Origin of the sequence: Nakamurella sp. PAMC28650 (assembly GCF_014303395.1) — a bacterium.
Taxonomy (GTDB): Bacteria; Actinomycetota; Actinomycetes; order Mycobacteriales; family Nakamurellaceae; genus Nakamurella.
Genome location: NZ_CP060298.1, coordinates 5,035,843 through 5,061,914 on the forward strand (window position 1 = coordinate 5,035,843; position 26,072 = coordinate 5,061,914).

22 protein-coding genes and 7 pseudogenes are annotated in these 26,072 nt (G+C 64.9%); 16 read left to right on the top strand and 13 right to left on the bottom strand.

Translation table 11 applies throughout. The features are described 5' to 3' along the window. Window positions 1-36 precede the first annotated feature (36 nt). The gene (locus tag H7F38_RS22830) at window positions 37-435 is read right to left on the bottom strand and encodes a PIN domain-containing protein (protein ID WP_187091905.1); all 399 of its coding nucleotides are present in this window, start codon (window positions 433-435) and stop codon (window positions 37-39) included. Beyond that, window positions 435-665, bottom strand: a complete 231-nt coding sequence (locus H7F38_RS22835; RefSeq protein WP_187091906.1) for a hypothetical protein — start codon at window positions 663-665, stop codon at window positions 435-437. The genes H7F38_RS22830 and H7F38_RS22835 overlap by 1 nt, the downstream gene beginning before the upstream one ends. A gap of 69 nt (window positions 666-734) precedes the next feature. Here H7F38_RS22835 and H7F38_RS22840 point away from each other — a divergent pair, with 69 nt between their 5' ends. The 8 genes and pseudogenes from H7F38_RS22840 to H7F38_RS22875 all read left to right on the top strand — a co-directional run bounded on the left by H7F38_RS22840 (window position 735) and on the right by H7F38_RS22875 (window position 9,407). After that, window positions 735-2,117: a recombinase family protein gene (locus H7F38_RS22840; RefSeq protein ID WP_187091907.1), complete on the top strand. Its 1,383-nt coding sequence runs from the start codon at window positions 735-737 to the stop codon at window positions 2,115-2,117. Further along, window positions 2,114-2,554: a hypothetical protein gene (locus tag H7F38_RS22845; protein WP_187091908.1), complete on the top strand. Its 441-nt coding sequence runs from the start codon at window positions 2,114-2,116 to the stop codon at window positions 2,552-2,554. The genes H7F38_RS22840 and H7F38_RS22845 overlap by 4 nt, the downstream gene beginning before the upstream one ends. 340 nt (window positions 2,555-2,894) lie before the next feature. Further along, window positions 2,895-3,455 (top strand): hypothetical protein, encoded by a 561-nt coding sequence (locus H7F38_RS22850; protein ID WP_187091909.1) that lies wholly within the window; start codon window positions 2,895-2,897, stop codon window positions 3,453-3,455. Beyond that, a complete protein-coding gene (locus H7F38_RS22855; RefSeq protein WP_187091910.1) occupies window positions 3,448-4,599 on the top strand; it encodes a DUF3631 domain-containing protein in 1,152 nt (383 codons plus the stop codon). Before H7F38_RS22850 ends, H7F38_RS22855 begins: the two co-directional genes overlap by 8 nt. Before the next feature lie 560 nt (window positions 4,600-5,159). Next, window positions 5,160-5,846 (top strand): recombinase family protein, encoded by a 687-nt coding sequence (locus tag H7F38_RS22860; RefSeq protein ID WP_187091911.1) that lies wholly within the window; start codon window positions 5,160-5,162, stop codon window positions 5,844-5,846. Between the two features lie 271 nt (window positions 5,847-6,117). Then, window positions 6,118-7,284, top strand: coding sequence for an IS701 family transposase (locus H7F38_RS22865; RefSeq protein WP_255498131.1), 1,167 nt, complete (start codon window positions 6,118-6,120; stop codon window positions 7,282-7,284). Window positions 7,285-7,473: 189 nt separating this feature from the next. After that, window positions 7,474-8,001, top strand: a pseudogene (locus tag H7F38_RS22870) (transposase); the annotation flags it as partial. A gap of 917 nt (window positions 8,002-8,918) precedes the next feature. Then, window positions 8,919-9,407 (top strand): hypothetical protein, encoded by a 489-nt coding sequence (locus H7F38_RS22875; protein WP_187091913.1) that lies wholly within the window; start codon window positions 8,919-8,921, stop codon window positions 9,405-9,407. Between the two features lie 559 nt (window positions 9,408-9,966). On the opposite strand, the pseudogene H7F38_RS22880 reads toward H7F38_RS22875, so the two are convergent. Next, a pseudogene (locus H7F38_RS22880) lies at window positions 9,967-10,433 on the bottom strand (transposase); the annotation flags it as partial. Between the two features lie 232 nt (window positions 10,434-10,665). Between H7F38_RS22880 and H7F38_RS22885 the strand changes: the two are divergent. Next, entirely contained in the window at window positions 10,666-11,991 is a 1,326-nt protein-coding gene (locus tag H7F38_RS22885) for an ISL3 family transposase (RefSeq protein ID WP_187091914.1), read from the top strand. 6 nt (window positions 11,992-11,997) lie between these two features. Further along, window positions 11,998-12,661 (top strand): annotated as a pseudogene (locus tag H7F38_RS22890) (transposase); the annotation flags it as partial. Window positions 12,662-12,845: 184 nt separating this feature from the next. On the opposite strand, the gene H7F38_RS26155 reads toward H7F38_RS22890, so the two are convergent. The 3 genes and pseudogenes from H7F38_RS26155 to H7F38_RS22900 form a co-directional block, all read right to left on the bottom strand. Beyond that, entirely contained in the window at window positions 12,846-13,943 is a 1,098-nt protein-coding gene (locus H7F38_RS26155) for a hypothetical protein (protein ID WP_255498132.1), read from the bottom strand. Window positions 13,944-13,988: 45 nt separating this feature from the next. After that, window positions 13,989-14,549 (bottom strand): annotated as a pseudogene (locus H7F38_RS26795) (esterase/lipase family protein); the annotation flags it as partial. Further along, window positions 14,546-15,130, bottom strand: coding sequence for a hypothetical protein (locus H7F38_RS22900; RefSeq protein ID WP_187091917.1), 585 nt, complete (start codon window positions 15,128-15,130; stop codon window positions 14,546-14,548). The gene H7F38_RS22900 and the pseudogene H7F38_RS26795, both read right to left, overlap by 4 nt. 127 nt (window positions 15,131-15,257) lie before the next feature. Between H7F38_RS22900 and H7F38_RS22905 the strand changes: the two genes are divergently transcribed. Continuing rightward, window positions 15,258-15,551, top strand: coding sequence for a transposase (locus tag H7F38_RS22905; protein ID WP_187091918.1), 294 nt, complete (start codon window positions 15,258-15,260; stop codon window positions 15,549-15,551). Beyond that, a pseudogene (locus tag H7F38_RS26160) lies at window positions 15,548-16,105 on the top strand (IS3 family transposase); the annotation flags it as partial. The gene H7F38_RS22905 and the pseudogene H7F38_RS26160, both read left to right, overlap by 4 nt. Window positions 16,106-16,143: 38 nt before the next feature. Here H7F38_RS26160 and H7F38_RS26165 read toward each other — a convergent pair. From H7F38_RS26165 to H7F38_RS22920, 3 genes and pseudogenes are all read right to left on the bottom strand, one after another. Next, window positions 16,144-16,741, bottom strand: a pseudogene (locus tag H7F38_RS26165) (helix-turn-helix domain-containing protein); the annotation flags it as partial. A gap of 918 nt (window positions 16,742-17,659) precedes the next feature. After that, window positions 17,660-18,760 carry a redox-regulated ATPase YchF gene (ychF, locus tag H7F38_RS22915; protein ID WP_187091920.1) on the bottom strand — a complete coding sequence of 367 codons (1,101 nt, stop codon included), beginning with the start codon at window positions 18,758-18,760 and terminating at the stop codon, window positions 17,660-17,662. 63 nt (window positions 18,761-18,823) lie between these two features. Then, the gene (locus H7F38_RS22920) at window positions 18,824-19,603 is read right to left on the bottom strand and encodes a class I SAM-dependent methyltransferase (RefSeq protein ID WP_255498133.1); all 780 of its coding nucleotides are present in this window, start codon (window positions 19,601-19,603) and stop codon (window positions 18,824-18,826) included. A gap of 382 nt (window positions 19,604-19,985) precedes the next feature. Here H7F38_RS22920 and H7F38_RS22925 point away from each other — a divergent pair, with 382 nt between their 5' ends. Together H7F38_RS22925 and H7F38_RS22930 are read left to right on the top strand one after the other, a co-directional pair. Then, window positions 19,986-21,497, top strand: a complete 1,512-nt coding sequence (locus H7F38_RS22925) for an AlkA N-terminal domain-containing protein (RefSeq protein ID WP_255498134.1) — start codon at window positions 19,986-19,988, stop codon at window positions 21,495-21,497. Beyond that, window positions 21,494-22,033: a methylated-DNA--[protein]-cysteine S-methyltransferase gene (locus tag H7F38_RS22930; protein WP_222618277.1), complete on the top strand. Its 540-nt coding sequence runs from the start codon at window positions 21,494-21,496 to the stop codon at window positions 22,031-22,033. Before H7F38_RS22925 ends, H7F38_RS22930 begins: the two co-directional genes overlap by 4 nt. Here H7F38_RS22930 and H7F38_RS22935 read toward each other — a convergent pair. Then, window positions 21,988-22,746 (bottom strand): sirohydrochlorin chelatase, encoded by a 759-nt coding sequence (locus tag H7F38_RS22935; protein WP_187091922.1) that lies wholly within the window; start codon window positions 22,744-22,746, stop codon window positions 21,988-21,990. The two genes, H7F38_RS22930 and H7F38_RS22935, sit on opposite strands and share 46 nt — an antisense overlap. Window positions 22,747-23,079: 333 nt before the next feature. Between H7F38_RS22935 and H7F38_RS22940 the strand changes: the two genes are divergently transcribed. Together H7F38_RS22940 and H7F38_RS26800 are read left to right on the top strand one after the other, a co-directional pair. After that, entirely contained in the window at window positions 23,080-23,442 is a 363-nt protein-coding gene (locus tag H7F38_RS22940; protein ID WP_255498448.1) for a DUF222 domain-containing protein, read from the top strand. A 157-nt stretch (window positions 23,443-23,599) separates the two neighbouring features. Then, a pseudogene (locus H7F38_RS26800) lies at window positions 23,600-23,812 on the top strand (HNH endonuclease); the annotation flags it as partial. 305 nt (window positions 23,813-24,117) lie between these two features. Here H7F38_RS26800 and H7F38_RS26170 read toward each other — a convergent pair. From H7F38_RS26170 to H7F38_RS22955, 3 genes are all read right to left on the bottom strand, one after another. Beyond that, the gene (locus H7F38_RS26170; RefSeq protein WP_255498135.1) at window positions 24,118-24,246 is read right to left on the bottom strand and encodes a hypothetical protein; all 129 of its coding nucleotides are present in this window, start codon (window positions 24,244-24,246) and stop codon (window positions 24,118-24,120) included. Window positions 24,247-24,310: 64 nt separating this feature from the next. Further along, the gene (locus tag H7F38_RS22950; protein WP_187091925.1) at window positions 24,311-25,240 is read right to left on the bottom strand and encodes an ABC transporter permease; all 930 of its coding nucleotides are present in this window, start codon (window positions 25,238-25,240) and stop codon (window positions 24,311-24,313) included. After that, window positions 25,227-26,072, bottom strand: coding sequence for an ABC transporter ATP-binding protein (locus tag H7F38_RS22955; protein WP_187091926.1), 846 nt, complete (start codon window positions 26,070-26,072; stop codon window positions 25,227-25,229). The genes H7F38_RS22950 and H7F38_RS22955 overlap by 14 nt, the downstream gene beginning before the upstream one ends.

The following is a 26,072-nucleotide window of genomic DNA, read 5'->3' on the forward strand; positions in this document are numbered from 1 at the left end:
CGATCCTGCCGGCGCGCTCGTTCGGCAACATCATCGTCACAGGTGCGGCACCAGTAGCGTGAATCCCGGCAGGTCGCGGGCCAGACGGACGTCGAGCGTGACCAGCAGCGCTCCGTCCCGAGACGCCGCCAGCGCAGCAAGGCATGCATCTGCCACGTGACGGTGGCCGCGCACGTGAGCGAGGTCAACATCGGCGTAGGACAGGTCGTCCGGCCAGAATTCACACCGCGAGTTGGTGCGGAGCGAGCGCAAGAATTCTCGCGCGGCGCCGACCGATTCACCCACCCGCACCAGGAACCGGACCAGCGAGCCTTCGACCACCGGGCACAGCGCCACCCCGTCCACCGTCGACAGCCAGGCCGAAACGCGCCCCTGACGCTCGTGCTCGGCGACGGTCGTGGCGATCAGTTCGTTCGCGTCCAGTCGGTAGACCATCAGTGTTCGTCGAGAGCTGCCGCAACCTCGCCCGAAGTGACGCGGCGCCCGATGCTGATCACCGGAAAGCCGGAGATTCCGTCGATACGGACGACGACGGGCTGGTCGATTTGGCTCAGGCCGCGAGCAGCCAGCTCTGCCAAGGTTGCCGAGAGCGACTGACCTCGGAGCTCGGCCAGTTCGAGGGCCCGCCGATGCAGCGCAGGTGGCAGATCGACGGTGGTTCTCATGCCTGCATCAGAGTTGATGCACTTAGACGTTGAAGCGGAACTCCACTGCATTACGGTATGGTTCAACGTATGAGCCATGATCAGGCCACCCGATGCGCCGTCTACCTCCGAATGTCCCTGGACGCCACCGGCGAGGAACGGGGCATCTCACGCCAACGCGAGGATTGCGAGAAGATCGCCAAGGCCCGGGGCTGGACCATCGTCAAGGAGTACGTGGACAACTCGATCAGTGCGTCCGACAAACGGAAGGATCGACCCGGTTACAATGCTCTAAGTAGCGCATATGTGGCTGGAGAATTTACCGCGATCATCTGCTGGGACTTGGACCGGCTCACCCGGCAACCCCGGCAGATGGAAGACTGGATAGACCATGCCGAGGAAGGATCCCTGCTTCTCGTCACAGCGAATGGCGACGCGGACCTGACGACCGACAGCGGGCAGACGAACGCCCGGATCCGCCTCGCGATCGCCAAAGGGGAGATGTCTCGGAAGTCCGCCCGCCAGAAGCGGGCGGCGCTACAGCGGGCTCAACTTGGCAAGCCCCCGAAGGGCGCACGATTGACCGGGTACACCACGGACGGGGCGGTCATCCCTGCGGAAGCAGTGATCGTTGCAGGGCTATTTAACCGATTCCTCGCCGGAGACTCGCTCCACGGACTGACTGCCTGGCTGAACGACTCTGGAACGGTCACCCGGACCGGATCGCCGTGGAACCATTCGACCGTGAGGACTATCCTGACCAACCCCCGCTATGCGGGTCGGGCGGTCTACCAGGGCAAGGTGACCGGCGTGGCGGGCAACTGGAATGCGGTGGTCGGTGATGCGGTATTCGACCTGGTTCAGGCCAAGATCTCGGACCCAAGGCGGCGGACGCAGGTCGGCACCGACAGGAAGTATCTCGGGTCGGGGTTGTACTTGTGCGGTGTGTGCGATCGACCCTTGCGGAGCCACTCGGGCGGTCGCTACCGCTGCCCGGAGGGCGGCCACGTCACGCGCATGTTGGCATCGATCGATCGGTACGTCCTAGACGTCCTACGTGCCCGCCTGGTCCTCCCGGACATCGCGGGCGTCCTGATGATGCCCCAGGACGACCCCGTTGCCCAGCACGCGACCGCCGAGATTGCCCGGCTTCGGGCCAGGCTAGTCACGATCGAGTCCGATTATGACGCAGGTCTGATCGACGGCTACCGGTTCAATGTGGCCCAGGAAAAAGTTCAAGTCGAACTGAACACTGCTCTGGCTCAGCAGATTCGCGCCATGGCCGGCGCTAGCGCGGCCGCCACTCTCAGCGCCCCGGACCCGGTTGCCGCGTTCGATGCGGCCTCACTCGGCGAACAACGCGCTGTGCTCAATCTGTTCATGACCGTCCGGTTGCACCCGGCGAAACGTGGCGTCAAGTTCCACGAACAGCAGGAAACGGTACGAATTGAGTGGAGGACTGTAAGCCCATGACAGAGATTCCGATCGTCTGCTCCTCGCCCATCCACGGGTCCAAAACTGCGACTTGTGGGGTCGTCACGCGACTCGGTGGCCTGAACGCAGGGCGCCACTCAGATCCGTACGCCACCATCGCGCCAAAAGGGCCGGTCAACCCCGGCGTGACCGTGATAGTTTTGAACGAACTCAATCGACCGCAAGCCGACCCTCCCCATAGGTCAGACGTCGCGTTGCCCCCTCTAGCCGACCTCGTTGCATTGGGCATTGCGGGCGGCAACAAGGACAACCGGCGGACTCGAATCCGGATCGAATGCTCTCTATGTAAAAGAGTCGTCGTAGTTACGGCTGAGACGGCAAACTGGCTGGCAACGCAAATCTACCGGGCGGGCATGCTGGAAGTGACGATGGATTTCTTGATCCAGGCCACCAAGGATCGCCGCAAGTTGCGCTAACCGCGCCATGCTGCTACAGTCATCCCTGGTTTGCGAGCAGTAGCGCAGCCAGATTGGCCCTCTACTACGGCATTCAACTGGTCAGCGCCGGGGTTGGTTCACCGTACCCCCGGAGCACCCCATGCCTGACGACATCTTCAACTGGCGAATTCCCCGTGCAAAGGTCGCCGCCCTAACGCGATCTCGACCCGCGACAGACCCCGACCTCATCAACGCACGTCGCGACCTTCGGGTTGCGCGGCTCGCAGAGCATGTGGCCCGTGTGGTCGCTGAGGCTCCGCCCCTGACTGCAGATCAGCGCGACCGCCTCGCTGCTCTTCTGGGCGGGGGTAACTAAATCATGACCCCAACACAAAACCCCCCGACACAAAGTCGAGGGGCTGATGATCTGCTGGCCGCCGATCACGACCATGATATCACCGATGGGCAAGGCGGCGCCACTGATACCGAGGTGCGCTTCGCCGCTCTCCTGCTGTCAAATTTGCCGCTGTCCACCCTGCTCGAACTGATGGAACCGCTCGCCCGGGAAATGTTTGTTGCACCGATCCCGCGATGGGTCTTTCAGGTAGCGATCGTTTGTATCGGCGAGGGCGTCAGCCCCGACCCAGGGATTTTGCACGACGTCGCGTTGAGGCATCGAATTGACGTTCCGCCGGCCTTTCGTGGACACGTTGTGTCCAGGCTATGGAGTCTGCAAGACATGGCCCCGGCGGCCCCGGCGGCCCGGTACTACCGGGACCTGTTGCTGACGAACCATTGTCGCCGCACCACTGAGCTGGTCGGTAACCGAATCTCTGCGGCGGCCTGGTCGGGTGAGCTGGCCGAGGTGCATGCGGTCGTCTCCGGCGAACTGAGCGCGCTCGCTGCGCTCCTGTCGGTGGCAGTTGATCACAATGTCTGACCGCGACTTCGATTTCGGTTCGGCGCAGTGGGACGACCCGCTGGACAACCGCCCGGACCCGGTGGGCAGCGCAATGGTGGGCGCGGCGCTGCTGGACGCCGTGGCGGAGGCGATCGATCGGTATGTCATCGCCCCATCGTCCGCAGCTCGGGACGGGGTGGTGCTGTGGATCGCGGCTACCCACGGTCTGGCGGCGTGGAACAACGCCCCCCGGCTGGTCATCAACTCGCCCGAGAAGCGTTGCGGCAAGACCCGTTTCCTCGAGGTCATCGCTGGGATGTGCCATCGCCCGATGATGACGGCGAATGTCTCGACGGCCGTGCTGTACCGGGTGATCGACAAAGAGCAGTCGCCACCGACGATTCTGTTAGACGAGGCGGACACCATCTTCGGCACGAAGGTCAAGGCCGAGCAAAACGAGGACCTCCGCGGACTGCTGAACGCTGGGCACAGCCGGGCGGCCACCACCTGGCGGTGCGTCGGCCCGAACCAGACCCCGACCGAGTTCTCGGTCTATGCCATGGCCGCTCTTGCCGGGATCGGCAACATGCCGGACACGATCACCGACCGGGCCGTCAACATCACCATGCGCCGCCGGGCGAACGGCGAAACCGTCGATCCCTACCGGGAGTTCCGCGACGGACCTGCCCTGCACGCGCTGCGCGGACAACTCGGGGATTGGGTCGAGGGCAACATCGATCGGCTGCGTTCGGCCGATCCGGTGATGCCACTGGAAGACCGGGCGGCCGACAACTGGGCGCCCTTGATCGCCTTGGCTGATCTTGCCGGTGGGCACTGGCCCGCCCGGGCACGGGAGATCGCGCTCGTCCTGACCGCCGAGCACAACGACGCCGACGCAGCGGAGTCGCTGAACGTCCAACTGCTCCGCGACATCTCGGAGGTGTGGACGAACCGGCCCGACAACTTCATCGGCTCCGGAAAGTTGGCCGCGCAACTCCGCAGCGACGAGAACGCGCCCTGGGCCGAGATCGACCTCACCCCGCGACGATTGTCCATTCGGCTGAAAGGCTTCGGCATCACCCCGGGCCACAACGCCGCAAGGACCGAACGCGGCTACGGGCGCGACGACTTCACCGACGCCGTGGCCCGATACCTGCCCGCCCCGGACCCGGACGCCCAATGATGGCGTCTGCAACCGTCCAACCGTCCAGCACCCCCGATGACCTGGCGAAACGTCCGGACGCATCCCAACGGCCGGACGGATCGAACCGTCCAGCCCGATCATCCGTCCCGCAAGTTTCCGCAGGTCAGACCCCATATTGGACGCTTGGACGCTTCGGGACACATCAGGACGGGGGGCTGTCGTGACCCGGCCCGCTGCCCTCTCGTGGTGCGACGGCTGTCAGCGGCGCGCTCCCCATGTGCGCTTCGATGACCGAGCCACCGCATACTGCGAATTCTGCGGTCACTGCACCATCCGGCGCCTGTCGGGTCGGCCACCGCCCCGAGATCCAGCTACCGGCCGACGCCCGACGAGCACAAGGTGAACCCATGAAACGCACTACCGCCGACATCCGTACTGCCCTCGATGCCCTGGCCGCCGTAGCCGATCAAGACCTGGAGGCGACGCCGGGCCAGCGGGCCTACATTGCGGGCGCCGTCTCGGCACTCCGATGGACACTCGGAGAACCTGACCCATCGGGTCAGTTGATACCTAGGGACCCCTTGGTATAAGGTTTGGGCATGGCCCGCCCCCGCAAGACCTCCAATTCCCGGCCCCGGCCGCTCGCCCTCGGTTATGTTCGGGTGTCTACCACCGACCAGGTGGACAACGGCGCCAGCCTCGACGCACAACGCGCGGCGCTGACCGCCGAAGCCGCCCGCCGGGGCTGGGACTTGGAGATCGTCGCCGACGAAGGACTCAGCGCCAAGACGATGAACCGCCCGGCCCTGCAAGACGCACTGGACCGTCTCGACAGAGGTGACGCCGATGCGCTGCTCTCGATCCGCCTGGACCGGATCTCCCGCTCCGTGGCCGACTTCGCCGGGCTGATCGACCGAGCAGGCCGCAAAGGCTGGGGCCTGGTCCTCCTGTCGCCGAACATTGACCTGGCCGACCCCGCCGGACGATTCACCGCCAACGTGCTCGCCTCCGCTGCACAGTACGAGCGCGAACTGATCGGCGTGCGTACCCGCGAGGGCATGGCGCAGCGGAAGGCCGAAGGCGTGAAGTTTGGGCGCACCCGCAACGTCCCCGACGCCGTGCTCGCCCGGATTCTCGCCGCTCACGCCGACGGTTCTGGCTGGTCGACTATCGCCCGCGCCCTGAACAGTGAAGGCGTGCCCACTGCGCAGGGCGGCCGCGTTTGGTACCCGGCGACCGTGCGGAAGGTCTGCTTATCCGGGACGAACGCCCGATCGCACGGGTAGGCCGCGCAGGGGCCCGTGGGACGGACGCGCTGTAGCCACCCTTGCAGGATTTGGGACGGTCCCGCCGAGCCGTAGGGGGGATTCAAGCCCGGCGGGACCTCGGAGCGGGGCCACATCGCTAACGACCGACCGCACGCTCCTGCCGATCAGACTAAAGCACCTCTGGCGAACCGCACGGCAGCCGACTAGTCTAGTACTACAGTCGCGGTTATTTTGATCTTGTCGGCGTGTCTTTGCAGGTGAATGTCGGGGTTGGACCGATCCTGCGGGGATGGGTGATGATCTGTGTGTGGCGCAGGTGCAGGAGTGGGCGGACGGGTTGGCGGAGTTGCACGCCTTGATCGGACGGCGTTTTGCCAGGTCAGAGCCCCGCGAGCATGCGTTGGCGTATGTGCAGGGGTTGCTCTCGGGCGAGGAGCGGAAGAACTCCTGGACGTTGTCGGAGCGGGCCGGGGATGCCACCCCCGACGGGATGCAACGGCTGCTCTCGACCACCGACTGGGACCCTGATCTGGTCCGTGCCGATCTGCAGACCTACGTGGTGTCGCAGCTGGGTGACCCGGGCGGTGTGCTGATCATCGACGAGACCGGATTTTTGAAAAAGGGCACCCGCTCCGCCGGGGTCTCCCGGCAGTATTCCGGCACCGCCGGGCGGATCGAGAACTGTCAGATCGGGGTGTTCCTGACCTACGCGACCCCGGCCGGTCGGACGTTCCTGGATCGAGAGTTGTACCTGCCCAAAGCATGGACCGATGACCCGGGCCGTTGCGCCGCCGCCGGGATCGGCCCGGACGTCGAGTTTGCGACCAAACCTGAACAGGCCATGGTGATGCTGCAGCGCGCCGTCGATAATGGTGTGCCGGCCCGCTGGGTCACCGCCGATGAGGTCTACGGGCAGCACTCCAAACTCCGCGTGAAGATCGAACAGCTCGGCCTGTCCTACGTTCTGGCCGTTCCGGTCAACCAGCACGTCATCGCCGCCGGCCCGCGGGAGGGCCGCGAATACCGGGCCGATGAATTGATCGCAGCTTTGCCGGCGCAGGCCTGGCGTCGACGGTCGGCGGGCAAAGGAGCCAAAGGTGACCGACTGTATGACTGGGCCAGAACACCGATCCACGGCATCAACTTCCCCGACTCCAGCTATTGGCTGCTGGCCCGCCGCAGCATCACCGACCCCACCGACCTGGCCTACTACCTGTGCCACGCCCCCGCCCGCACCGGCCTGACCGAACTGGTCACCGTCGCCGGAACCCGTTGGGCCATCGAAGAAACCTTCCAAACCTCCAAAGGCCAAACCGGCCTGGACCACTACCAGGTCCGGCAGTACACCGGCTGGTACCGACACATCACCCTGTCCATGCTGGCCCACGCATTCCTGACCGTCACCCGGTCAAAAAAGGGGGCCCACAATCAGGAAACAACACTGTCATCGCCCTGACCGTCCCGGAAATCCGGCGACTGCTGATCCACCTGATCTGGACGGACCCACCCGACCCCGACGCCACCCTGACCCGATCAACCTGGCGACGGCGGCACCAACAACGCGCCCGCCACTGCCACTACCGGGCCCGCGGGCACCAGCCCTAAGTGCGACTGTAGTACTAGCCAACCAGATGATCGAGCGGGCGTCCGCCGTCGCACCACCCAAGCGTTGCGTGGTCGTCGAGGACGGGCGTGCGACCCGGAGTGGACCAGCCGCCGCAGGTTGCTCCGCGGCGTCGAACGGCTCACGACCGAGCAACGCATCAAGATGTTCCTCAAGCTCGACACCTTCAACCCTGACGGGGATCTCGTCGCCGCGTGGATCACCAAGGAGCTGCTGCGCAAGGTCATGGCCTGCAAGTACCGCGGCGCACTGAGCTATCAGATCCGCGCCGCGCTGGAGGAGTTCTACACGTTCGCCGCCGCCTGCAAGGTCCCCGAGATCCATACCCTGGCCACCACCATCGACACCTGGCAACAACCGATCATCGCCGCCATCGACACCGGCCTGTCCAACGCCCGCAGCGAAGGTTACAACCGCATCGTCAAGCACATCGGTCGGATCGCATTCGGGTTTCGCAACACCGACAACCAACGCCGCAGCATACGATGGGCCTGCACCCGCCGAACCAGGCCGGTGCCATCCAGGATTACAGCGCTACGCCCCTGTTAATTCTGAAGAGCCCGGAACCGCCATCGACGCTTACGGTGACGACGTGCGTCCCTTCGCACACGCACAGCAACCCCGTCTACGTCCGCTAAGAAGGCGAGTGCGTCGTGCGCCATGCTAGGACCAATCAAACTCCTTTGGTATTGCAACCCTCAACAACGCCATGCTATTGTTACCTCGAACAAGCTTCACACCGGCCAGCACCAAATTCCATCGAGAAAGGCAAAAAGTGGGACTGTTCAGCAGCAAGCCAAGGGCGGCAGCGGCACCTCCCCCAGACATTGCCCGTGAGGATGTTGCGGCGGCACTTGCAGCCACGTCCGAGAAGGAACGCTTTACGCTGACGGTGGGTGGCTCCGTCGGATCCGATTCGGGATCCATTGGCGCTCTACCTGAGATTGCCTTCCTATCGAATTCCCTCCCCGCAACCGAAGCGGTTCTCTCGATCGCCCATTGCTCAACGTTGTCGCCAAGAACGCAAAAGGGGGTCATTGCTCTTACGACTAGCCGTGTTGTCGCTGTCATAGGCTATCGAGAGCGCGGTGCCGTTGTGGGGCAACCAACCGTCTATATATTTCCGTTCAAAGAACTGGGTGGTGTGGCCTTTGCTTCGAGAGGTCCCGGTGGAGGCATTGGTTATTTCGATCTAGTGGGTGGAGATCGAGTGACTCTGGAGATCGGGTCCTGGGAGAAGAAGGACAACTGGTGGAGGCTTTTTTCGGACCGTGTGTTGCAAGAGTACAACCGCTCGAAATTCTAGCGAATACGCAACCACTGCACGAACCCATGCGTAAGAGCACCTTGGCCGGTTTTTCCTGCAACACGGGTCGCGGCAGCCCTAGCTCCATACTCCCTCAGATTTCCGCCGCAATGAAACCTACCCATGGCTGCAACACTAAGCCTTCGACCTAGGAGTATAAATGGCATTGTTTAGTAAAGGAAAAAGCTCTTCCGCTCAACTCTTCGCTCTTCCGCCAAACTTGCGGTCCGATCTTCGACGCATTTTTGAGCTTGCCCCTTTCAACGCCTGCAACGGCTTACTCCAGGCCGCGGAGAACCTGCAGGCTCTGCGGGTACTTAACGAGGGACTCCCAGCAGATGAGCAGGTGTTTGCCCTTACTCGTTGCTCAGAACCCGCCCGGGGTGGGGGTTACATGGTCTTGACGGACCGACGATTGATCTTCGCGTTGCAGCCGGTGAAGGGACAACAGATGATTGACGGACCGCCAGAGATGATCGCCATTAAGCTCGGCGAGATTTCACAGTATGTTTTCGATAGCGGTATGGCGGCTGCTGTCTATGGCGATATGCGCATAGGGGTCGGTCTCGTTCAGGGTGGCATGTATTCTGAGGATGTCTGTAAGCGAATCAAGGCAGCTGTAGCCCAGAACTCAAAATACGGTCTCTGAACCTTTGATACACCGCGCCAGACGTAGTTGACCTTAAAACTTCGGCTATTGATCTTTAGTCGGCCGTGAACCGGGGTACGGGAACCGGGGTACAGTACCAAACTAGGGTTGCCAGCGCCGTTCAAATGCAACGATCAAGACTCGATCATCTCGGTGCTTCACGCCCTTTACGACTGGGAGCTAGCGATAAGGGGCCGCCACGCAGATGGCTATACGGCTGGCGCCTTCGCAGATCAATGCAGTTTCAGCCACCCAGTTTAGTTGCACCCATAGCCAGGAGCACGGGCAGTGGTCCGGAGTTCAATGAGTTCGCCAGGTTAGCGGCGCTCGTTCTTGTGAAGTCGCCCTGTATGGCGACGGTACTGCCGAGTCGGCCTTCAAGAGTCGGATTCGCGATGACCCACGGCGACAGTGAAAGCAATCTGTCGGCCGATGTTGTTGGCGGAGTAAGTAGACAATGTGTTAAAAGCTGCGGGTCGTAAGGTTATATTGACAACCCAGCGAGCCCCCATGTGATCCAGCCCAGAACTGGCGCCGGAGATTTGGTCACCTGCTGACATGGTTTGGTCCCAGCAGCAACACGGTGGGCGTCGAGATCTTTCGCCATCACCGACACCTGCGACTTTTCAGATCCCTGAGATGCCGAGGGATTGAACGAGTTTGTCCATCCGGCGGGTCGGACACACCCAGCAGGTAACACGTCGCCACCACCGACGTCAGGGCCTTCTCCGCCCGTTTGCGCGGCTCCAGCAGCCACTGCGGGAAGTAGGTCCCTGACCTCAACTTCGGGATCGCCAACTCGATGGTCCCGGCCCGGGTGTCCAGCTCCCGAGGTCGGTAGCCGTTGCGCGAGTTCGTCCGCTCCGGGGTGCGTTGCCCGAACTCGGCGTTGCATTGGCTGTCGGCCTCGGCGCCCATCAGCGCCTGGATGAACGTGGACGACATCGACCGCATCAGGTCGGGACTGGCGTCGGGGAGCTGAGCGGACAGGAACTGTTCGGGGTCGATAAAGTGGGCCTTGGTCATCGCGTGCACTCCTAAAAGTTGACTGTGAGAGGTCTCTTTCAGGATCACGCGGTGACCGTCCTCGCCTTGGCTACGACACGCCGCCCATCAGGGCGTTGCCGTCGTACACCGGCTCTTCAAACTTGGTAGGGCTGGGGTGGCCTGACGGGCGGCGGCGCGTCGGCGGGGTTGAGGGCTGGTAGTCCTTGCAAATTGGTTGTTCTCACGCACCCAGCCCGAAGGACCACCAGCCATGGATCAGGGTAGTTCACTGCTGTTAGGAATCGAAGGATTGCAGGTCTTGGACGTCCGGTTGGACGCGGACGGCCGGCGGGTCGCCCAGGTCGTGACGGACCCGGAGTTGGCGGGGTGGTGCCCGCAGTGCGGCGAGCAGTCGAGCTCGCCGAAGGGGTGGGTGACGACCCGCCCGCGGGATGTGACGATCGGACCGGATGTCCCGATCCTGTTGTGGCGCAAACAGAAGTGGCGCTGCAAAGTCGTTTGGTGTGAACGGAAGTCGTTCACCGAGTCGCTACCGGGCATCCCCGCCCGGTCCCGGTTGACGGCCCGGCTGCGGCAGCGGGCCGCCGAGGCGATCGGCGAGCACACCCGGTCGGTGTCCGATGTCGCCGGCGAGTACGGCATCACCTGGCCGATCGCGCACCGCGCGTTCGTCGCCTACGCAGAGCTGATGATCCCCGTTGCCGGGCCACCGCCGGCCGTGACGGTGCTGGGCATCGACGAGACCCGCCGCGGGAAGGGCCGCTACGAGATCGCGACCGACACCGGGGTGAAGGTGTGGATCGACCGGTTCGACACCGGCCTGGTGGACATCAGCGGCCCTGGTGGGCTGTTCGCGCAGGTCAACGGCCGCAGCTCCAAGACGGTCATCGAATGGATCGAGGCTCAGACCGATGCGTGGCGGGCCGGCATCACGCACGTCGCGATCGACACCTCGGCGACCTACGCCAAGGTCGTCCGGGAAGCGTTGCCCCACGCGATCGTCATCCTGGACCGGTTCCATCTGGTCGCGCTGGCCAATCGGGCCGTCACCGACTACCGGCGGGAACTGGCCTGGACTAACCGCGGACGGCGGGGCCGCAAGGTCGACCCCGAGTGGGCCCAACGCAACCGGCTGCTGCGCGCCGGCGAGACGCTGACCGCCGCGGAGCGGGTGAAGATGTTCCAGGCAATGAAGGCCGCCGACCCCACCGGCGGGTTGCACAACTGTTGGCGGGCAAAGGAACTCCTGCGCCATCTGCTGAAGCTGGCCGGCACCGAACCGGACTGGGCGCAGGTCTGGCAACGCCTCACCGACTTCCAGATGTTCTGCGCCGACCACATCGACATCCGGCAGATCCGACGCCTCGCGCAGACCGTCGACGACTGGCGCTCATCCATTATCGAAGGGATCTTCACCGGCGTCAGCAACGGCCGATCCGAAGGCTACAACCGCATCGTCAAGCACATCGGCCGCATCGCCTTCGGGTTCCGCAACCCCGCCAACCAGAAACGGCGGATACGATTCGCCTGCACCCGCGCATCACGCCGGGCGGCAACCACGCTCAAGCCCTGCTAAATATGAAGACACGGTATCACGCACGTGGCGATCGACATGTCCGCCGGCTACGCCAAAGCGGTCCGCCGCGCGCTGCCGCACGCCCGGATCGTGGTGGATCATTTCCACGTCGTGAAGTTGGCGAACCAGATGATCGACGACGTCCGGCGGCGCACCACGCAAGCCCTGCGTGGTCGACGAGGACGGGCGTGCGACCCGGAGTGGACGAGCCGCCGGCGGCTGCTCCGCGGCGTTGAGCGCCTCACCGACGACCAGCAGCAGAAGATGTTTCTCAAGCTTGAAAGCTTCGACCCGGACGGGGATCTCGTCGCAGCGTGGATCACCAAGGAGCTGCTGCGCAAGGTCATGGCCTGCAAGTACCGCGGCGCACTGAGCTATCAGATCCGCGCCGCGCTGGAGGAGTTCTACACGTTCGCCGCCGCCTGCAAGGTCCCCGAGATCCATACCCTGGCCACCACCATCGACACCTGGCAGCAACCGATCATCGCCGCCATCGACACCGGCCTGTCCAATGCCCGCAGCGAAGGCTACAACCGGATCGTCAAGCACATCGGACGGATCGCATTCGGGTTCGCCCAACACCGACAACCAACGCCGCCGCATACGATGGGCCTGCACCCGCCGAACCCGGCCGGTGCGATCCAGGATTACAGCGCTACGCCCCTGCTAATTCTGAAGAGCCCCTTTTTCGTCGCCCCTCACCAAGGCCCGCCACCCAACATCACGCGGAACGGTGAAGAACCGCTAATGCACACCTCTCGGCGGTGCCATTACTGCCAACAGCAACCGCAACGGGCATGCAAAGAGGCGCCAGCCATTCCACGTCGGCCGGAACGTGACCTCCGACTGCGGTATCAGCCGGAATGACATGCTTCTTGCATCAACGATTCAGGCACCGAACCCTTTCCGCACATCTCTGCGGTATCAACTTCCTCCCATCTCTGCGTCGAGTCATACCGGAAAAGTAGAACCTCTGCGTATGTCGGGGTCTCTCCTGCCGCAACGGCGAACGAGTCTTCGCAGCGGATCCGTTTAATGTCAGTGATGCCGTCGGCCTGATGAGCGGGCGAAAGTGCGCCAAGCAGGGTGCCAGCAGAGGGGCAGCCAGGTGCCGGCACTGCGCACGCCCATGTCCAAACGTCCGCGGGGATGCTGGTGCGGTCGCTGCATAAGTGATTTACGTACTGAGCTTCCCACTTTCCGGCGTTGAGCAAAAATATTGCTTGGACGGGAACAATCAAATCGGTATAGGTGCCGACCGCATAGGGCCCGTCGCATTTGATGCCCGACACCGGCCCAGAATGCCCGTACTGAGCCGACGCCTCCCTCAAAACATCCGAAGTAGGGCATGTAGTCCGTGCGGTGATGTCGTCGCTGACGGTGGCGTTGATGGCGTTGATGACGTCGATTGTTGCGGCCGGGTCGGCGGCTGGGTTGGTGATGTTGGTGTGGCTGCAGTCGGCGACGAGCGCGACGGCAGCCAAGTCCTTCTGAATTGGTGCGGCCAGCGGGGTGACACCGAGGTCAACGGCTATCAGGACCCCGTCGGCGAAGGCGTTGAGAGTGGACGTGAGAGGATTCGACATGAGCTGTCCGAAGGTCACGTCGCATTGGTCAACCTTTTTGGTGGGCGTGCTAGTTCCGGTGGGCGGCGCTCCGGTGCCGGAACTCGGTAGGTATCCAAGGGATGAGTCTTTGGTGACGATGGCGTCGCCTTGGGTGTCGTCGGCGTACAGCTCGACGCCGAAGATGTCGCGGTGGACGGTGATGTCGCCGGCGATTTCGGTGATGGGGATGCCTGCTGGTAGCCATGTGGGTGTGGCGCAGAGGCCGTAGGCGTGGATGGTGCTGTGATGTTCGACGAGGCACCGTTGAGCGTCACTGTTGGGGAGCGGTAGCAGCCCCTCGCCGCCGTTGCCGTTCTTAACCTGTGTGAACGTCTGGATACCCACAGCTTCGACGGTGCCACCCCACGGGGATCCGAGGTGCGGGGTGTCTACGGTGATGACGCCTCCGACGACGTCCGAGCCGGCCGGGTTCGCTGCGTATGTGGCGCTGGTTGCGAATCGAATGGCCAAGCCGCCCATAGAATGTCCGATCAAGATCGTTTTCCCGTTACCGCCAGCGTTTTTGTATGCTGCCGACACGGCATGGATGAAGTCGGCTAGGCAGGAGGCGATCGCGGGTACCGACGCCCAATGCCCGGAATTCGCGCCGTAGTCGAACAGGAACGATACGACGGGACTGTGCACAGCCGGGGACGTGTCAATACGCGCAGCTAGATCGGACAACCCGAGGTAGTTGGAGTCCCACCCATGAACAAATACGACCGGTCGAGGGACTATTCCGCCGTGTGGTGCGAAGCTGACGGTACTTACCTGTGTGTTGTGGGAGCTCTGGCTCGGGCAGGCAGGACCGCTGGACAGGGAGGACGCAGCCGTCAACTTCGGCGAGACGCTTGGGCGCTCGGCCGCAGCATAGGTAGGTGTCGAGACAGCTATCGAGGGGGCTATCAAGGTTATTGCCGCTACAGCGACGATGAGCAGTCGACGGATCATTGAGGATCAGCCTCCACGAGATACCAGCGCGTGTGGTACGCGAGCGTTAGCAGCCAGCGCCGGCGATCTTTCGTCGTGGCCGGCACTTGAGCCACACCCGGCCGCACTATAACCAGCTTCGGGTAGTCCACGACGATTGGCTGCAACGCTGCGACCGAAGACGCCACCGCCGCTGACAGCGGCTGGTCGGCGGGCAGGCCCAAGGCGGCCCTCATCTTCGCAGGGTCGGTGCTCCCCAACTGGGCGACAACGGTGGCGACCGCGGTGCTGCCAATAGTCGTGGGAGCCGGTGGGTTCTGCGTTGATTGCGGGGCCGCCGACAAGGTCGAGACGACCACTGAGGACAGTGCACCCGTCTCCGCGGCGCTCGAAGACGTCGGGCCGCTCAAGACCGAACCGGGCGTCGGAGGTGTCGCAACCAAGGCGGAGGACACCAACGATGGAGTCGATGACAGGGCCATTGGCGAATTTTGTGCTGTCGATGTGCACGCGGTGAGCAGCACAGCGACCATGGCGACCCCCGCCGCTATTCTATGCACCGCACCACTGTCTACCGTTGCCTGTCCGTTGTAAACGGTCATGTCCGGATCGTTACCCTGGCTCCGACGGGGACGCGCACCGGCGTTCTAGGTGAGCCGCTGGACCGTTCCCGCTTCGGTGGACACCCTGCGAGGTTGCTGCAGCTCCTGAGGCGTAGGAGACTGACTGATGGGTTCGACCCGGAGGAGCTTCACCGATGAGTACAAGCGGGATGCGGTCTCGTTGATCGTCGACGGCGGCCATACCATCGGCGAGGTCGCCAGGAAGTTGGACATCTGCGACACGTCGATACGGAAATGGGTGAGCAAGATTCAACCCCAGGGGGAACCGGCTGCGGAGAAACCGTTGACCGAGTCGGAGCGGACCGAGCTTGCTCGGCTCCGCAAGGAGAACGCGAAACTGGAATTGCAGCTTGAGTTCGCAAAAAAAGTTTCGACCTGGTTCGCGAAAGGCCAGCAGTGATCTTTGCTGCCATCGCGGACTGGGTTGATTCGGGCGAGTACGGCGTGGTGTTCATGTGTGCGGAGCTGGGTGTGTCCACGGCCGGCTATTACGCGTGGCGCGGCCGGGGACCGTCGGCCCACGAGGCGGCGGACGCGGCGTTGACACTCGAGATCAAAGCTGCGTTCCGGGCGTTGCACGGCAACCCGGGGGTGCGGCGCATGTGGGCGCATCTGACCTCGGTGGGTCACCGCATCTCACCGAAGCGGGTGTACCGGCTGATGAAGGCCGCCGACCTGCAGGGACGGCACCCCAGGGCGTGGAAGGTCACCACCGTCGCGGGTGACAACCCGGCGCCGGCGCCGGATCTGATCGGCCGGAAGTTCTCCGCGGCCCAGGCCAACACCAGGTGGTGCGGTGACATCACCTACATCAAGACGTGGGATGGGTGGGCGTACCTGGCCACGGTGATCGATCTGCATTCGCGGGCGTTGGTCGGCTGGGCGTTGGACACCCATATGCGGACCAGTCTGGTCACCGAGGCGCTGTCGATGGCGCTGCGCAAGCGTCAGCCCGCTGCCGGGGTCATCTTCCATTCCGACCGCGGGACGCAATATCGGTCCACCCACGTCCGGATGCCGGTGGCGGGGTTGGTCTCCCACTTGGCCTTGCCCCGTCTGGTCTCATCGATGCCCAACACCCGGACCGGCAGCAACTCGGTGGCCAGGACCGGGTCGGCCATCGCCACCACCGCCCGGTGGCAGGTGTTCCAGGTGGCGCCCCAGGCGGCGGCCACCTCGGCGACCGAGCGCCACCCGTCCAGCACCGCCGCAGCCATCTCCGCCTTCGCCCGGACGGTGAACCTGGCCCGCGGTGGGATCTGCGGGACCGACTCGGTGAACTGCTTGCGCTCACAGGAGGTGTTGCGGCACAACCACTTCTGCTTGCACCACAACAGGTTCTCCGAAGTCCGGGCCGACCTTCACGTCCTTCGGGCGGGTCACCACCCACCCCTTGGACCGGGTCGAGACGACCGCACACGCCGGGCACCGACCGACCCACGCCGGCGCCGTCAGCACCCGGACGTCGCGACCCGTCGGCGCCGATGCCGACGAGGTCGACGTCGATATCGGTCAACCCTAAAAGCAGTGAACTACAGTTGGACATGCTCGCGCCTCTTGTTCCTGGATGCCTGAGAACACCCAGTTCACAAGGGCGCGAGCCCCAGATCAGCCACCGACACGGATGCCGCTGCTCACAACCCCCCGGCCCCTACCAACTCTGAAGAGCCCGTTTTGGTTTGTGTGACGGTTTGAAACTGCGTTTGTGTAGCGGTGACGGTCGCAATCGTAGAGCTGGCCGCCGTACCGGGTTGGGCGCACGCGACGAGGCTGGACAGGAGGATGGCGGCGATTATTCCGTGCTGGGTTTTGATCACGATGATACTTTCGCACGGCAAGCGGCGAATGTCCCCGTTTGCCGGGATGCTCTTGGTTCATGGGTGTCAATTGTGTTGGGTTTGACGACTGCTAACCCCTTAACCAACCGTCATGATCGCAATCGCGGTGTAGGCCTGGGTCGACCGTGATGCAGCCGCGATCCTGCTGTACGTATTTGGTCGAGCACGTCACCCCATGGGCAGAGATTGATCCGTCCCACCCCCAAGGGCACTGGCAGGGGATGTCCTCTACACCCGCCCTCACCGTTGCGGACCGGGTAAGCACCGGCCTGTTACCTCGGCGCGCATGGCCTTGCTCCTCGGCACGCCGTACCGGTACGCCCTCGGGTTGCCACCCCCATTCGGTGATGCTGGCTCGGCCCCCACCGGGCGCCCTCGTGATCGTGGTTCCCCACCGCATGGACGTAGGCGACCCACAGGGCGGCGCAGACGTCCTCGGGGGCACCGGCCCGGCAATAGGTGGACGCCACGTGGAAGATCCCGGCCTAACCGGTACCGATCTGCAGGCGACGCGCAGGACATGGTCTCTCGGCACCGGACGTCGGACCACATGGGAGGACACACCGGTACGCCACCCCAAGCGAAGCCAGTGCCGACTGACCTTATGATCCCCACCCCAAGGCGGCACACCGGACGCACCCCAAGGGTGGCCTCGGCCCTGGAACGCCTGTCAAACGCTCTTTCCACCTGACGTTGTATTGTGACGGAACTCGACGACGTCGCCATCAGCCATGACGTAGTCCTTGCCCTCGATCCGCACCTTGCCGGCGGCCTTGGCCGCCGCCATCGAGCCGGCAGTCGTCAGATCCTTGAAGGAGACGACCTCTGCCTTGATGAACCCGCGCTCGAAGTCCGAGTGGATGACTCCGGCCGCCTGCGGGGCGGTGGCACCCTGCTTGATCGTCCAGGCCCGCGACTCCTTGGGACCGGCCGTCAGGTACGTCTGCAGGCCCAGGGTATGGAAGCCCGCCCTGGCCAGTGCATGCAGCCCGGGTTCGTCCTGACCGACGGACTCGAGCAGCTCCAGCGCTGATTCGTCGTCCAGCTCCAGCAACTCGAATTCGACCTTCGCGTCCAGGAATACCGCGTCGGCCGGGGCGACCGCCGCTGCGAGCTCGGCCCGCTTGTCGAGATCGGTCAACACACCCTCGTCGGAGTTGAAGACGTAGAGGAAGGGCTTGGCCGTCAACAGGGTCAGCTCGCGCAACAGGACGAGATCCAGCTTGGCGCGCGCGGAGAACAGGGTCTTACCGGAGTCCAGGATGGTGGCTGCCTGCTGCGCGGCCTCGAGCATCGGCTTGCGGTCCTTCTGCGTGCGGGCCTCCTTCTCCAGCCGCGGGAGCGCCTTGTCGATGGTCTGCATGTCGGCGAGGATCAGTTCGGTGTTGACCGTCTCGACGTCGGCCAGCGGATCGACCTTGCCGTCGACGTGGATGACGTCGTCATCGTCGAAGACCCGGACGACCTGGCAGATCGCGTCCGCCTCACGGATGGTGGCCAGGAACTTGTTGCCGAGCCCGGCACCCTCGCTGGCCCCTTTGACGATGCCGGCGATGTCGACGAAGGACACCACGGCGGGCACGATGCGCACCGAGGAGAAGACCTTGGCCAGCGCGTCCAGACGGGGGTCCGGCAGCGGGACCACTCCCACGTTGGGCTCGATCGTGGCGAACGGGTAGTTCGCGGCGAGCACATCAGAGCGGGTCAGGGCGTTGAACAGAGTGGACTTGCCGACGTTGGGCAGGCCGACGATGCCGAGGGTGAGACTCACGAGGTATCAGTCTAGGTGTGCGGGCGGGCCGCCCGGGTCATCCGGCTGACGGTCCGGCGGGAGCTATTGCTCGTCGCCGGGCCAGTTGGCGGCGGAAGTCCACTTCGTCCGATCGTCGGCGTCGTCATCCGGTTGGCCTGGACCCCGCAGGACGATCACCGCCCAGTCGGAATCAGGGGAGACGGGCCCGAGCTGCCAGGTCGCGAAGTGGTGTTCGACCACCAGACCGGCGGCTTCGGCATCGGAGCAGAACGCGTCCGCCGAGTACTCGCGATCGGTGGCGAACCCTGCGACGATCCGCCCGGCCGGTCTGAGCAGGCCGGCCAACGTCGACAGCACCCGCGGCTCCGACCCCGGAGCCAGGTAGACCATGACGTTGCCCGGCAGCGCGATCAGATCGAAAGTAGCCGGGCCACCGACCGATGCCGACCTCTCGGAGTCGAGCAACAGCAGGTCGCAGGCCAGGAACGGGACTCCCGGGTACCGATTCATGGCGATCTCGATGAGCCCCGCGTCCTTGTCGACGCCGATCGCCCGGTGTCCCATCCGCTGCAGACCGGCCGCGATCCGGCCGGTGCCGCACCCGGCGTCCAGCACCGCGGAGTTCCGTTGCAGCAGGGCATCGACGAAGCGGGCCTCACCTTCCAGATCCGTGCCGTCGGCGGTCATCTGGTCGAACCGGTCGGTGTAGAAGGTCCAGCGTTCCCCCACCACCTGCTCCTCCCAACGAGTGTTCGGGGAGGCCGCGGCCGACGTCGAACCGTCCGTCGGTAGCGGGTGCTCCATGGTGGCCGAGCCGTCCGTCGTGGCGGAGCTGTCGGGCGTGGGAGGGGTGTTGGTCACCCCTCACCTTGGCACGTTGCGGAGGTTGATATCCGTTGGGCCCGGCGTGGATGGAGACTTCGGCGCGTCGCACAGGTTGATATCTGCTGGGCCCGGGCTCGGCGTGGATCAACATCGCAGACATGGATGAAGATGCTGGATTTGGTACGCGTGGGACAGAAAGCAACTACTTCGTCCATGCAGGCGAAGTTGATCCATGCGAAACGGCGCGGACGGGAGGCAGAATCAGGTCCGGAGGAGCGTCCATAGCGGGGTCTGTCGGGGGGCCGTCCTAGCTTCGGCCCCATGAGACGAGAGGCGCCCCCCTGCGCCGGCCGACGGCCGGACTGCGATGTCCGAAATCCGCCAGCATGTGGTCCCGACGACTGGCAGAGTCGTCCTGGTGATCGCAGATTCCGACGCCGCCTACCGCGCCGTCCAAACCCGAGATGCCAGATTCGACGGGCAGTTCTTCACCGCCGTCCGCACGACAGGCATCTACTGCAGGCCCGGCTGCCCGGCCCGCACGCCACTTCGCCGGAATGTCGACTTCTATCCGACGTCAGCCGCGGCTCAGGCTGCCGGCTTCCGCGCCTGCCGTCGTTGTCTGCCAGACGCCACTCCCGGCTCGCCCGAATGGAATCTTCGGGCGGACGCGGTCGGGGCCGCCATGCGTTTGATCGGCGACGGAGTGGTCGACCGGGAGGGTGTCCCCGGGTTGGCTGCCCGTCTGGGGTACACCTCACGACATCTGGGCCGGATGCTGACGACGGAGGTCGGGGCCGGGCCGCTGGCTCTGGCCCGGGCTCGCCGGGCTCACACGGCCAGGGTTTTGCTGACCAGTTCACCGCTGCCGATCGCGGACGTTGCCTTCGCCGCGGGGTTTGCCAGCATTCGACAGTTCAACGAGACGATGCAGGAGATCTACGCCACCGATCCCAGCACGCTGCGCAGCCGGCATCGGCGAGTCGGTTCCGCGGTGGGCGAGCTGACCCTCCGATTGGCCCTGCGCGAACCTTTCGCCGGCGACGCCCTGTTGGATTTCCTTGCTGCCCGGGCGCTGACGGGGGTCGAGTACGTCCAAGGCAGGATTTACGCGCGGACGCTGGCACTGCCGGCCGGCCGTGGCACGGTCCGACTCAAGTTCCCGGAGCCGGGAGAGTCCGCCATCGTGACTGCGACCCTTCACCTCGAGCAACTGTCGGACGTCGTACCTGCGATGGACCGATGCCGTCGTTTGCTGGACGCCGACGCGGATCCGGTCCGGGTCGACCAACAGCTGTCCGCCGATCCGTGCTTGGCGGAATCCGTGCGTCGATCCCCCGGCCTGCGCCTTCCCGGAGCCGTGAGCGGCCCGGAGATCCTGCTGCGGGCAATCTTCGGCCAGCAGGTATCGGTGGCTTCCGCCCGCACCACGCTCGGTCGACTGACCACGGCATTCGGGCGTCCGCTGGGCGCTGCGCCGGACAGCCCTGGTTTCGACCATCGGTTGACGCATCTGTTCCCCGCGCCGTCAGACCTGGCGTCGGTCGACCCGAGGGCGATCGTGGGACCCGCCCGTCGCGCGGCGACCGTCACTGCGGCCTGTGCGGCGATTGCCGCGGGAGACCTGGTCATCGATGCCGGACGGCGGACCAACGAGTTGTCGGCCGAGTTGGAGGCCTTTCCTGGCATCGGCCCCTGGACGGCGGCATACGTCGCGCTCCGCGTGCTCGGCGACCCGGACGTGTTGATGACGGGTGATCTGGTTCTCCGGCAGGGCGCCGCCGTCCTTGGTCTACCGGCCGACCCGGCGGCACTGATCGCCCATGCCAGAACATGGAGCCCATTTCGCTCCTACGCCGGCCTGCACCTCTGGCGTGCCGCCGGTACCAATCGCTCGCGTTCGACGATCCCTTCGAAAGGCCACACATGACCATCGCCCGTACCGCCACCATCTACACCCAGATCGGCCCGTTCACGGTGATCGTCGCCGACACCCCGGAAGGTCCTGTGGTGCTGGCCTCCGGTTGGACGCCGGGACCGGACGACCTCCTACCGGTGATCTCACCCTCGCTCCGCCCGGACACCACCACCGAGGTTCGGCGGATCGAGGGCATCACCGATGCCGCGGTCGCCTACCACGAGGGCGATTTCGCAGCCGTGGACAGCGTTGTCGTGCAACAACTTTCCGGCCCCTTCCTGATGCACGCCTGGGAGATGCTCCGCACCGTGAAGCCGGGCGAACCGGTGACCTACAGCGAATTCGCGGTGTTGTCCGGCCGCCCGACCGCGATCCGCGGCGCTGCCTCGGCCTGCGCACGGAACGCCGCCGCGCTCTTCGTCCCCTGCCACCGGGTGCTCCGCACCGACGGGTCCCTCGGGGGTTTCCGCTGGGGCCTGCCGGCGAAGCGGTGGCTGCTCGATCACGAGAGTGATCTCAGATCGCTGGATGCCAGCGCGGAGTCGTAGCGGTCGAGCACCAGTTGCGCCATCGCCGAGCCGAGGGGTTCGGTCACCAGAACCCCGAGCTCCGACGCCCGCGCACTGACCTGATCAAGAAGCAGTCCTGGCGCGAGGAACAGCGACACCACAGCCGGCGGCGACGTCCACGACTCGGCAAGCGCGTCGGCGGCCCGTGGCGCTGTCGTCGCGAACACCGGACGGACGCGTGCGCGGCGCTGCGACGACCACAGGTGGGCCAGGTCGGCGACGGCTTCATTGGCGACCGGATCCGAGGTGCCGACAGCAAGCAGGAGGATCTCCTGATCCGGTCTGACCCCGGACCGACGGGCCTGCTCCTGCAAAGCTGCCAGCACCTGCGGTCCGAGCCCCAGGATCTCGCCGGCCACCAGCGCAGTACCGGAGCGCTCGGCAGCAGCCTGAATTGCTTCGGGAACATCGACTCTCGCGTGGAACGCCTGAGCAAACAGCAGTGGCAACACCACAGCCCGCTCGGTATCCAGCCCGATTACAGCGGTACTCAGATCCGGTTCGGCCAGATCCAGGAAGGCCGACGTCACGATCAGTCCTGGCCGCAGCGCGGCGACGGCAGCCATCAAGTCGTCGATGGCGACGGCCGCGCGGGGATCCCGGCTGCCGTGAGCCAGGCCTACCAAGGGAGGTCCGTCGAACCGTGTTCCCAACCGCGGTGAATCTGCCTCTTCGGCCGCATCGATCGTCATCCCCGAAGTTTAAGGGAGGTTGCCCATTGCGGACGGTCCGGACGACGTTGCCGACCGATGCGGTTGATGAGATCGGATCGGCCGGCGATGACCGAAATCAAGAGGATTTGGATGATGGGCGCGCGTGGGGTGAAGTTGAATAATTGCGAGGAGCGGACCCGTAAGATTGCGAGAGGCTGGCGCCCGCCATATCGTGACCATTCTGTGACCTGGGGGTGGCTCAAAATGATGCTTCTTTCGGTGCTGGCTGTCGGTGCCCGCCGATAAAGTGGTGGATACGGGGACAGCCGGATTCGTCGATACCGACCAGGCCAAACAATGGTCCGGTCGGTGATGAACGCCGTCGCGAATTTGCGGGACGGCGCGTTCTGGAAGATCGGCGCCGAAGATCTGCCGGTGCTGGCCGGGGCCCTGGACGCCGGAGCAGTCGGTGCCGAGCAGGTCCGGACGATCGCAGCGACGATGGGCACACTCCCCACCGCCATGCCCGTCCTGGACCGGGAGTGGTGGGAGAAGTTCCTGGTCGACCAGGCCGGCGCACTGGACCCGCGGCAGTTGGATCAGGTCGCCGCGGCGGTCCTGGACGCCACCGACCCCGACGGGACCCTCGACGAAACCCAGACCAGGACGCGGATGGAATTCTCGCTGGGGTCCCGTAACGCCCGGACCGACCTGACCGGCCTGACCGGGGGCTGACCGGCCTGACCGGTCTGACCGGACGGGTGGATGATCACCGGCGTCGACGTCCTCCGCACAGCGATCGACGCGCTGTCCGCCCCGAAACCCGCAGCCGACGGCACTGCCGATCCCCGGTCGCCGTCGAACCGCCGCGCCCACGGCCTTGGTCGCCGCGTTGGCAGGGTTCCTGGCCGCCGGGACCGGGCCGAGCCACGGCGGGGAGAAACCGCACATCGTGATCTACCTGCACTGGGACCACGTCAAAGGTGAGATCGCGAAGGCCACGAGGGAATCCGGCTTCCCGGTGAGTACGGGGCAGGCCCGAAGGTACCTGTGCGACGCGCAGATCCTCCCGGTCGTCCTGGGTGGGGGTAGTGAGATCCTGGACGTCGGACGACCCCGACGGACGTCTACGCGGGGGATGCGCCGGGCGATCAAGGCCCGCGACCGGGGCTGCGTCTGGTCCGGCTGCGACCGGCCGGCGAATTGGTGCGATGTTCACCACGTGAATTGGTTCGTCCGGGACCTGGGGGAGACGAACGTCCACACCGGGGTGCTGCTCTGCGGTTTCCATCACGACGAAATCCACCAAGCGCAATGGACCATCCGATTCGCCGCCGACGGCCACCCGGAACTGATCCCCTGCCGTGGATCGACAGAAGTCAACGCCCCCGCCGCAACCAGATGCACTATTCACGAGACCTGGTCGACCCGTAGCACCGTCACGCAGGCGGCATGGATCAACGCGGCACGGACCAACGCTGCATGGATCAACTTCGCCCTTTTGGGACGGGTGGGACAGAAGTCATCACTTTCGTCCATGCCTGGGAAGTTGATCCACGCCCAGCGGCAAGCTGATCCACCGACCGCCCAGGCGGCCCACCGCCTACCGCGCGGTCGGGGTGAGTCCGCGGGCAGACAGGATCCGCCGCTCGACAGGGCGGAAGAAGATGAGCTCGATGCCGATCCCCACGATGAAGATCAGGATCAGTGCGGTGTACATCGTGGGCGGATCGGACAGGTCGCGACCTTGGTTCATCAGCTGTCCCAGACCCAGCCCGAGGGTTGAGGAACGAACGATCAGTTCGGCAGCCATCAGCGAGCGCCAGGAAAAGGCCCAACCCTGCCGGAGCCCGGCCAGGTACCCGGGCAACGAGGCCGGAATCAGCACGTCCTTCATCAACCCGAGCTGTCCGAGACCGAGGACCTTGCCGACCCTGGTCAACAGAGGCGGCACCTGATCCATCCCGGACAGCAGGCCGTTGGCGATCGAAGGCACCGCACCGAGCAGCACCACCGCGTAGATCGACCCGCTGGACAGCCCGAACCACAGCACAGCCATCGGAACCCAGGCGACGGAGGGCAGCGACTGCAAGCCGCTGAGCAACGGACCGACCGCCGCACGGAGCCACTTGAACCGGAACAGCGACAGACCGATCAGCGAGCCCAGCACGATGGACGCAGCGAACCCGATCAGGCCGCGGCTGACGCTCGTCCAGATCACGGTCAGAGCCGACCCGTCCGACACCATTCCTGCGAAGGTGGTCCAGACGCTCGACGGAGACGGCAGGGCATAGTCGGGCTTCCACTTGCGGGCGTACGCCAACTCCCACAGCCCCAGAAAGGCGAGGAGGGCGATCAGCGGCGGGTAGAAGCCACCCAGGAATCGCTTCCACGCCGGACGCCGGGAAACGACGTGGGCTTCCAACGCGTCCAGACCCGCACCGACTGCGGCCGTGTCCTCCCGCTCGAGCTGTTCCCCACCCGACACCGGCTCAGCAACGGCGGCGGCCTTGTTCAGATCAAGCGTGGGCATGGCTGGCGATCTCCTCCCGCAGGCGGAGCGTGATCTGCGACGCCAACGCCGACACCTCAGGGTGCTCGATGGTGCGAGGACCCTTGATATCGACCCGCCACTCGCCGACGACGCGGCCGGGCCGGGAGGACAGCAATACGACCCGCTGCCCCAACCGGACGGCTTCCCGGACGTTGTGGGTCACGAAGACCACGCTGTTCCCGGTTCGTTTCCAGACCCTCGTCAGCTCGTCGTGCAGCACATCCCGCGTGATCGCATCGAGCGCAGCGAAGGGCTCGTCCATCAGCAGCACCTGGCCGTTCTGCGCCAGGGCCCGCGCCAATGCGACCCGCTGTCGCTGCCCGCCGGACAGCTCGTGGATCCGTCGCCTGGCGGTGCCACCCAGACGCACCAGTTCGAGCAGTTCGTCGACCCGTGACGAGCGCTGCGATCGAGGAACACCGGCGAGTTTCAGCGCCAACGCGATGTTGGCCCCGGCCGTCAACCACGGGAACAACGCCGCTTCCTGGAACATCAACGCCGGCCGACCGGCCACGGTGACGCTGCCCAGCGTCGGCTTGTCCAACCCGGCAATCAGATTCAGCAGCGTGGACTTGCCGCAACCGGACGCTCCGAGCAGACACACGAACTCGCCGGGAGCCACCGAGAGGTTGATGTTGTCCAACGCAGCCACCGCGCCGCCGGGGCCACGGAACACCTTGCTGACACCTTCGATCAGTACACCTGGCGTGGCCTCCGAGGTCGGTTCGGGAGCGAGGGGAACGACGCGCGGGTCATCCTCCTGGAAGTCGAGCTGCTCCAGCTGCGTGGAAACGTCGGCGATCGTTGTCAT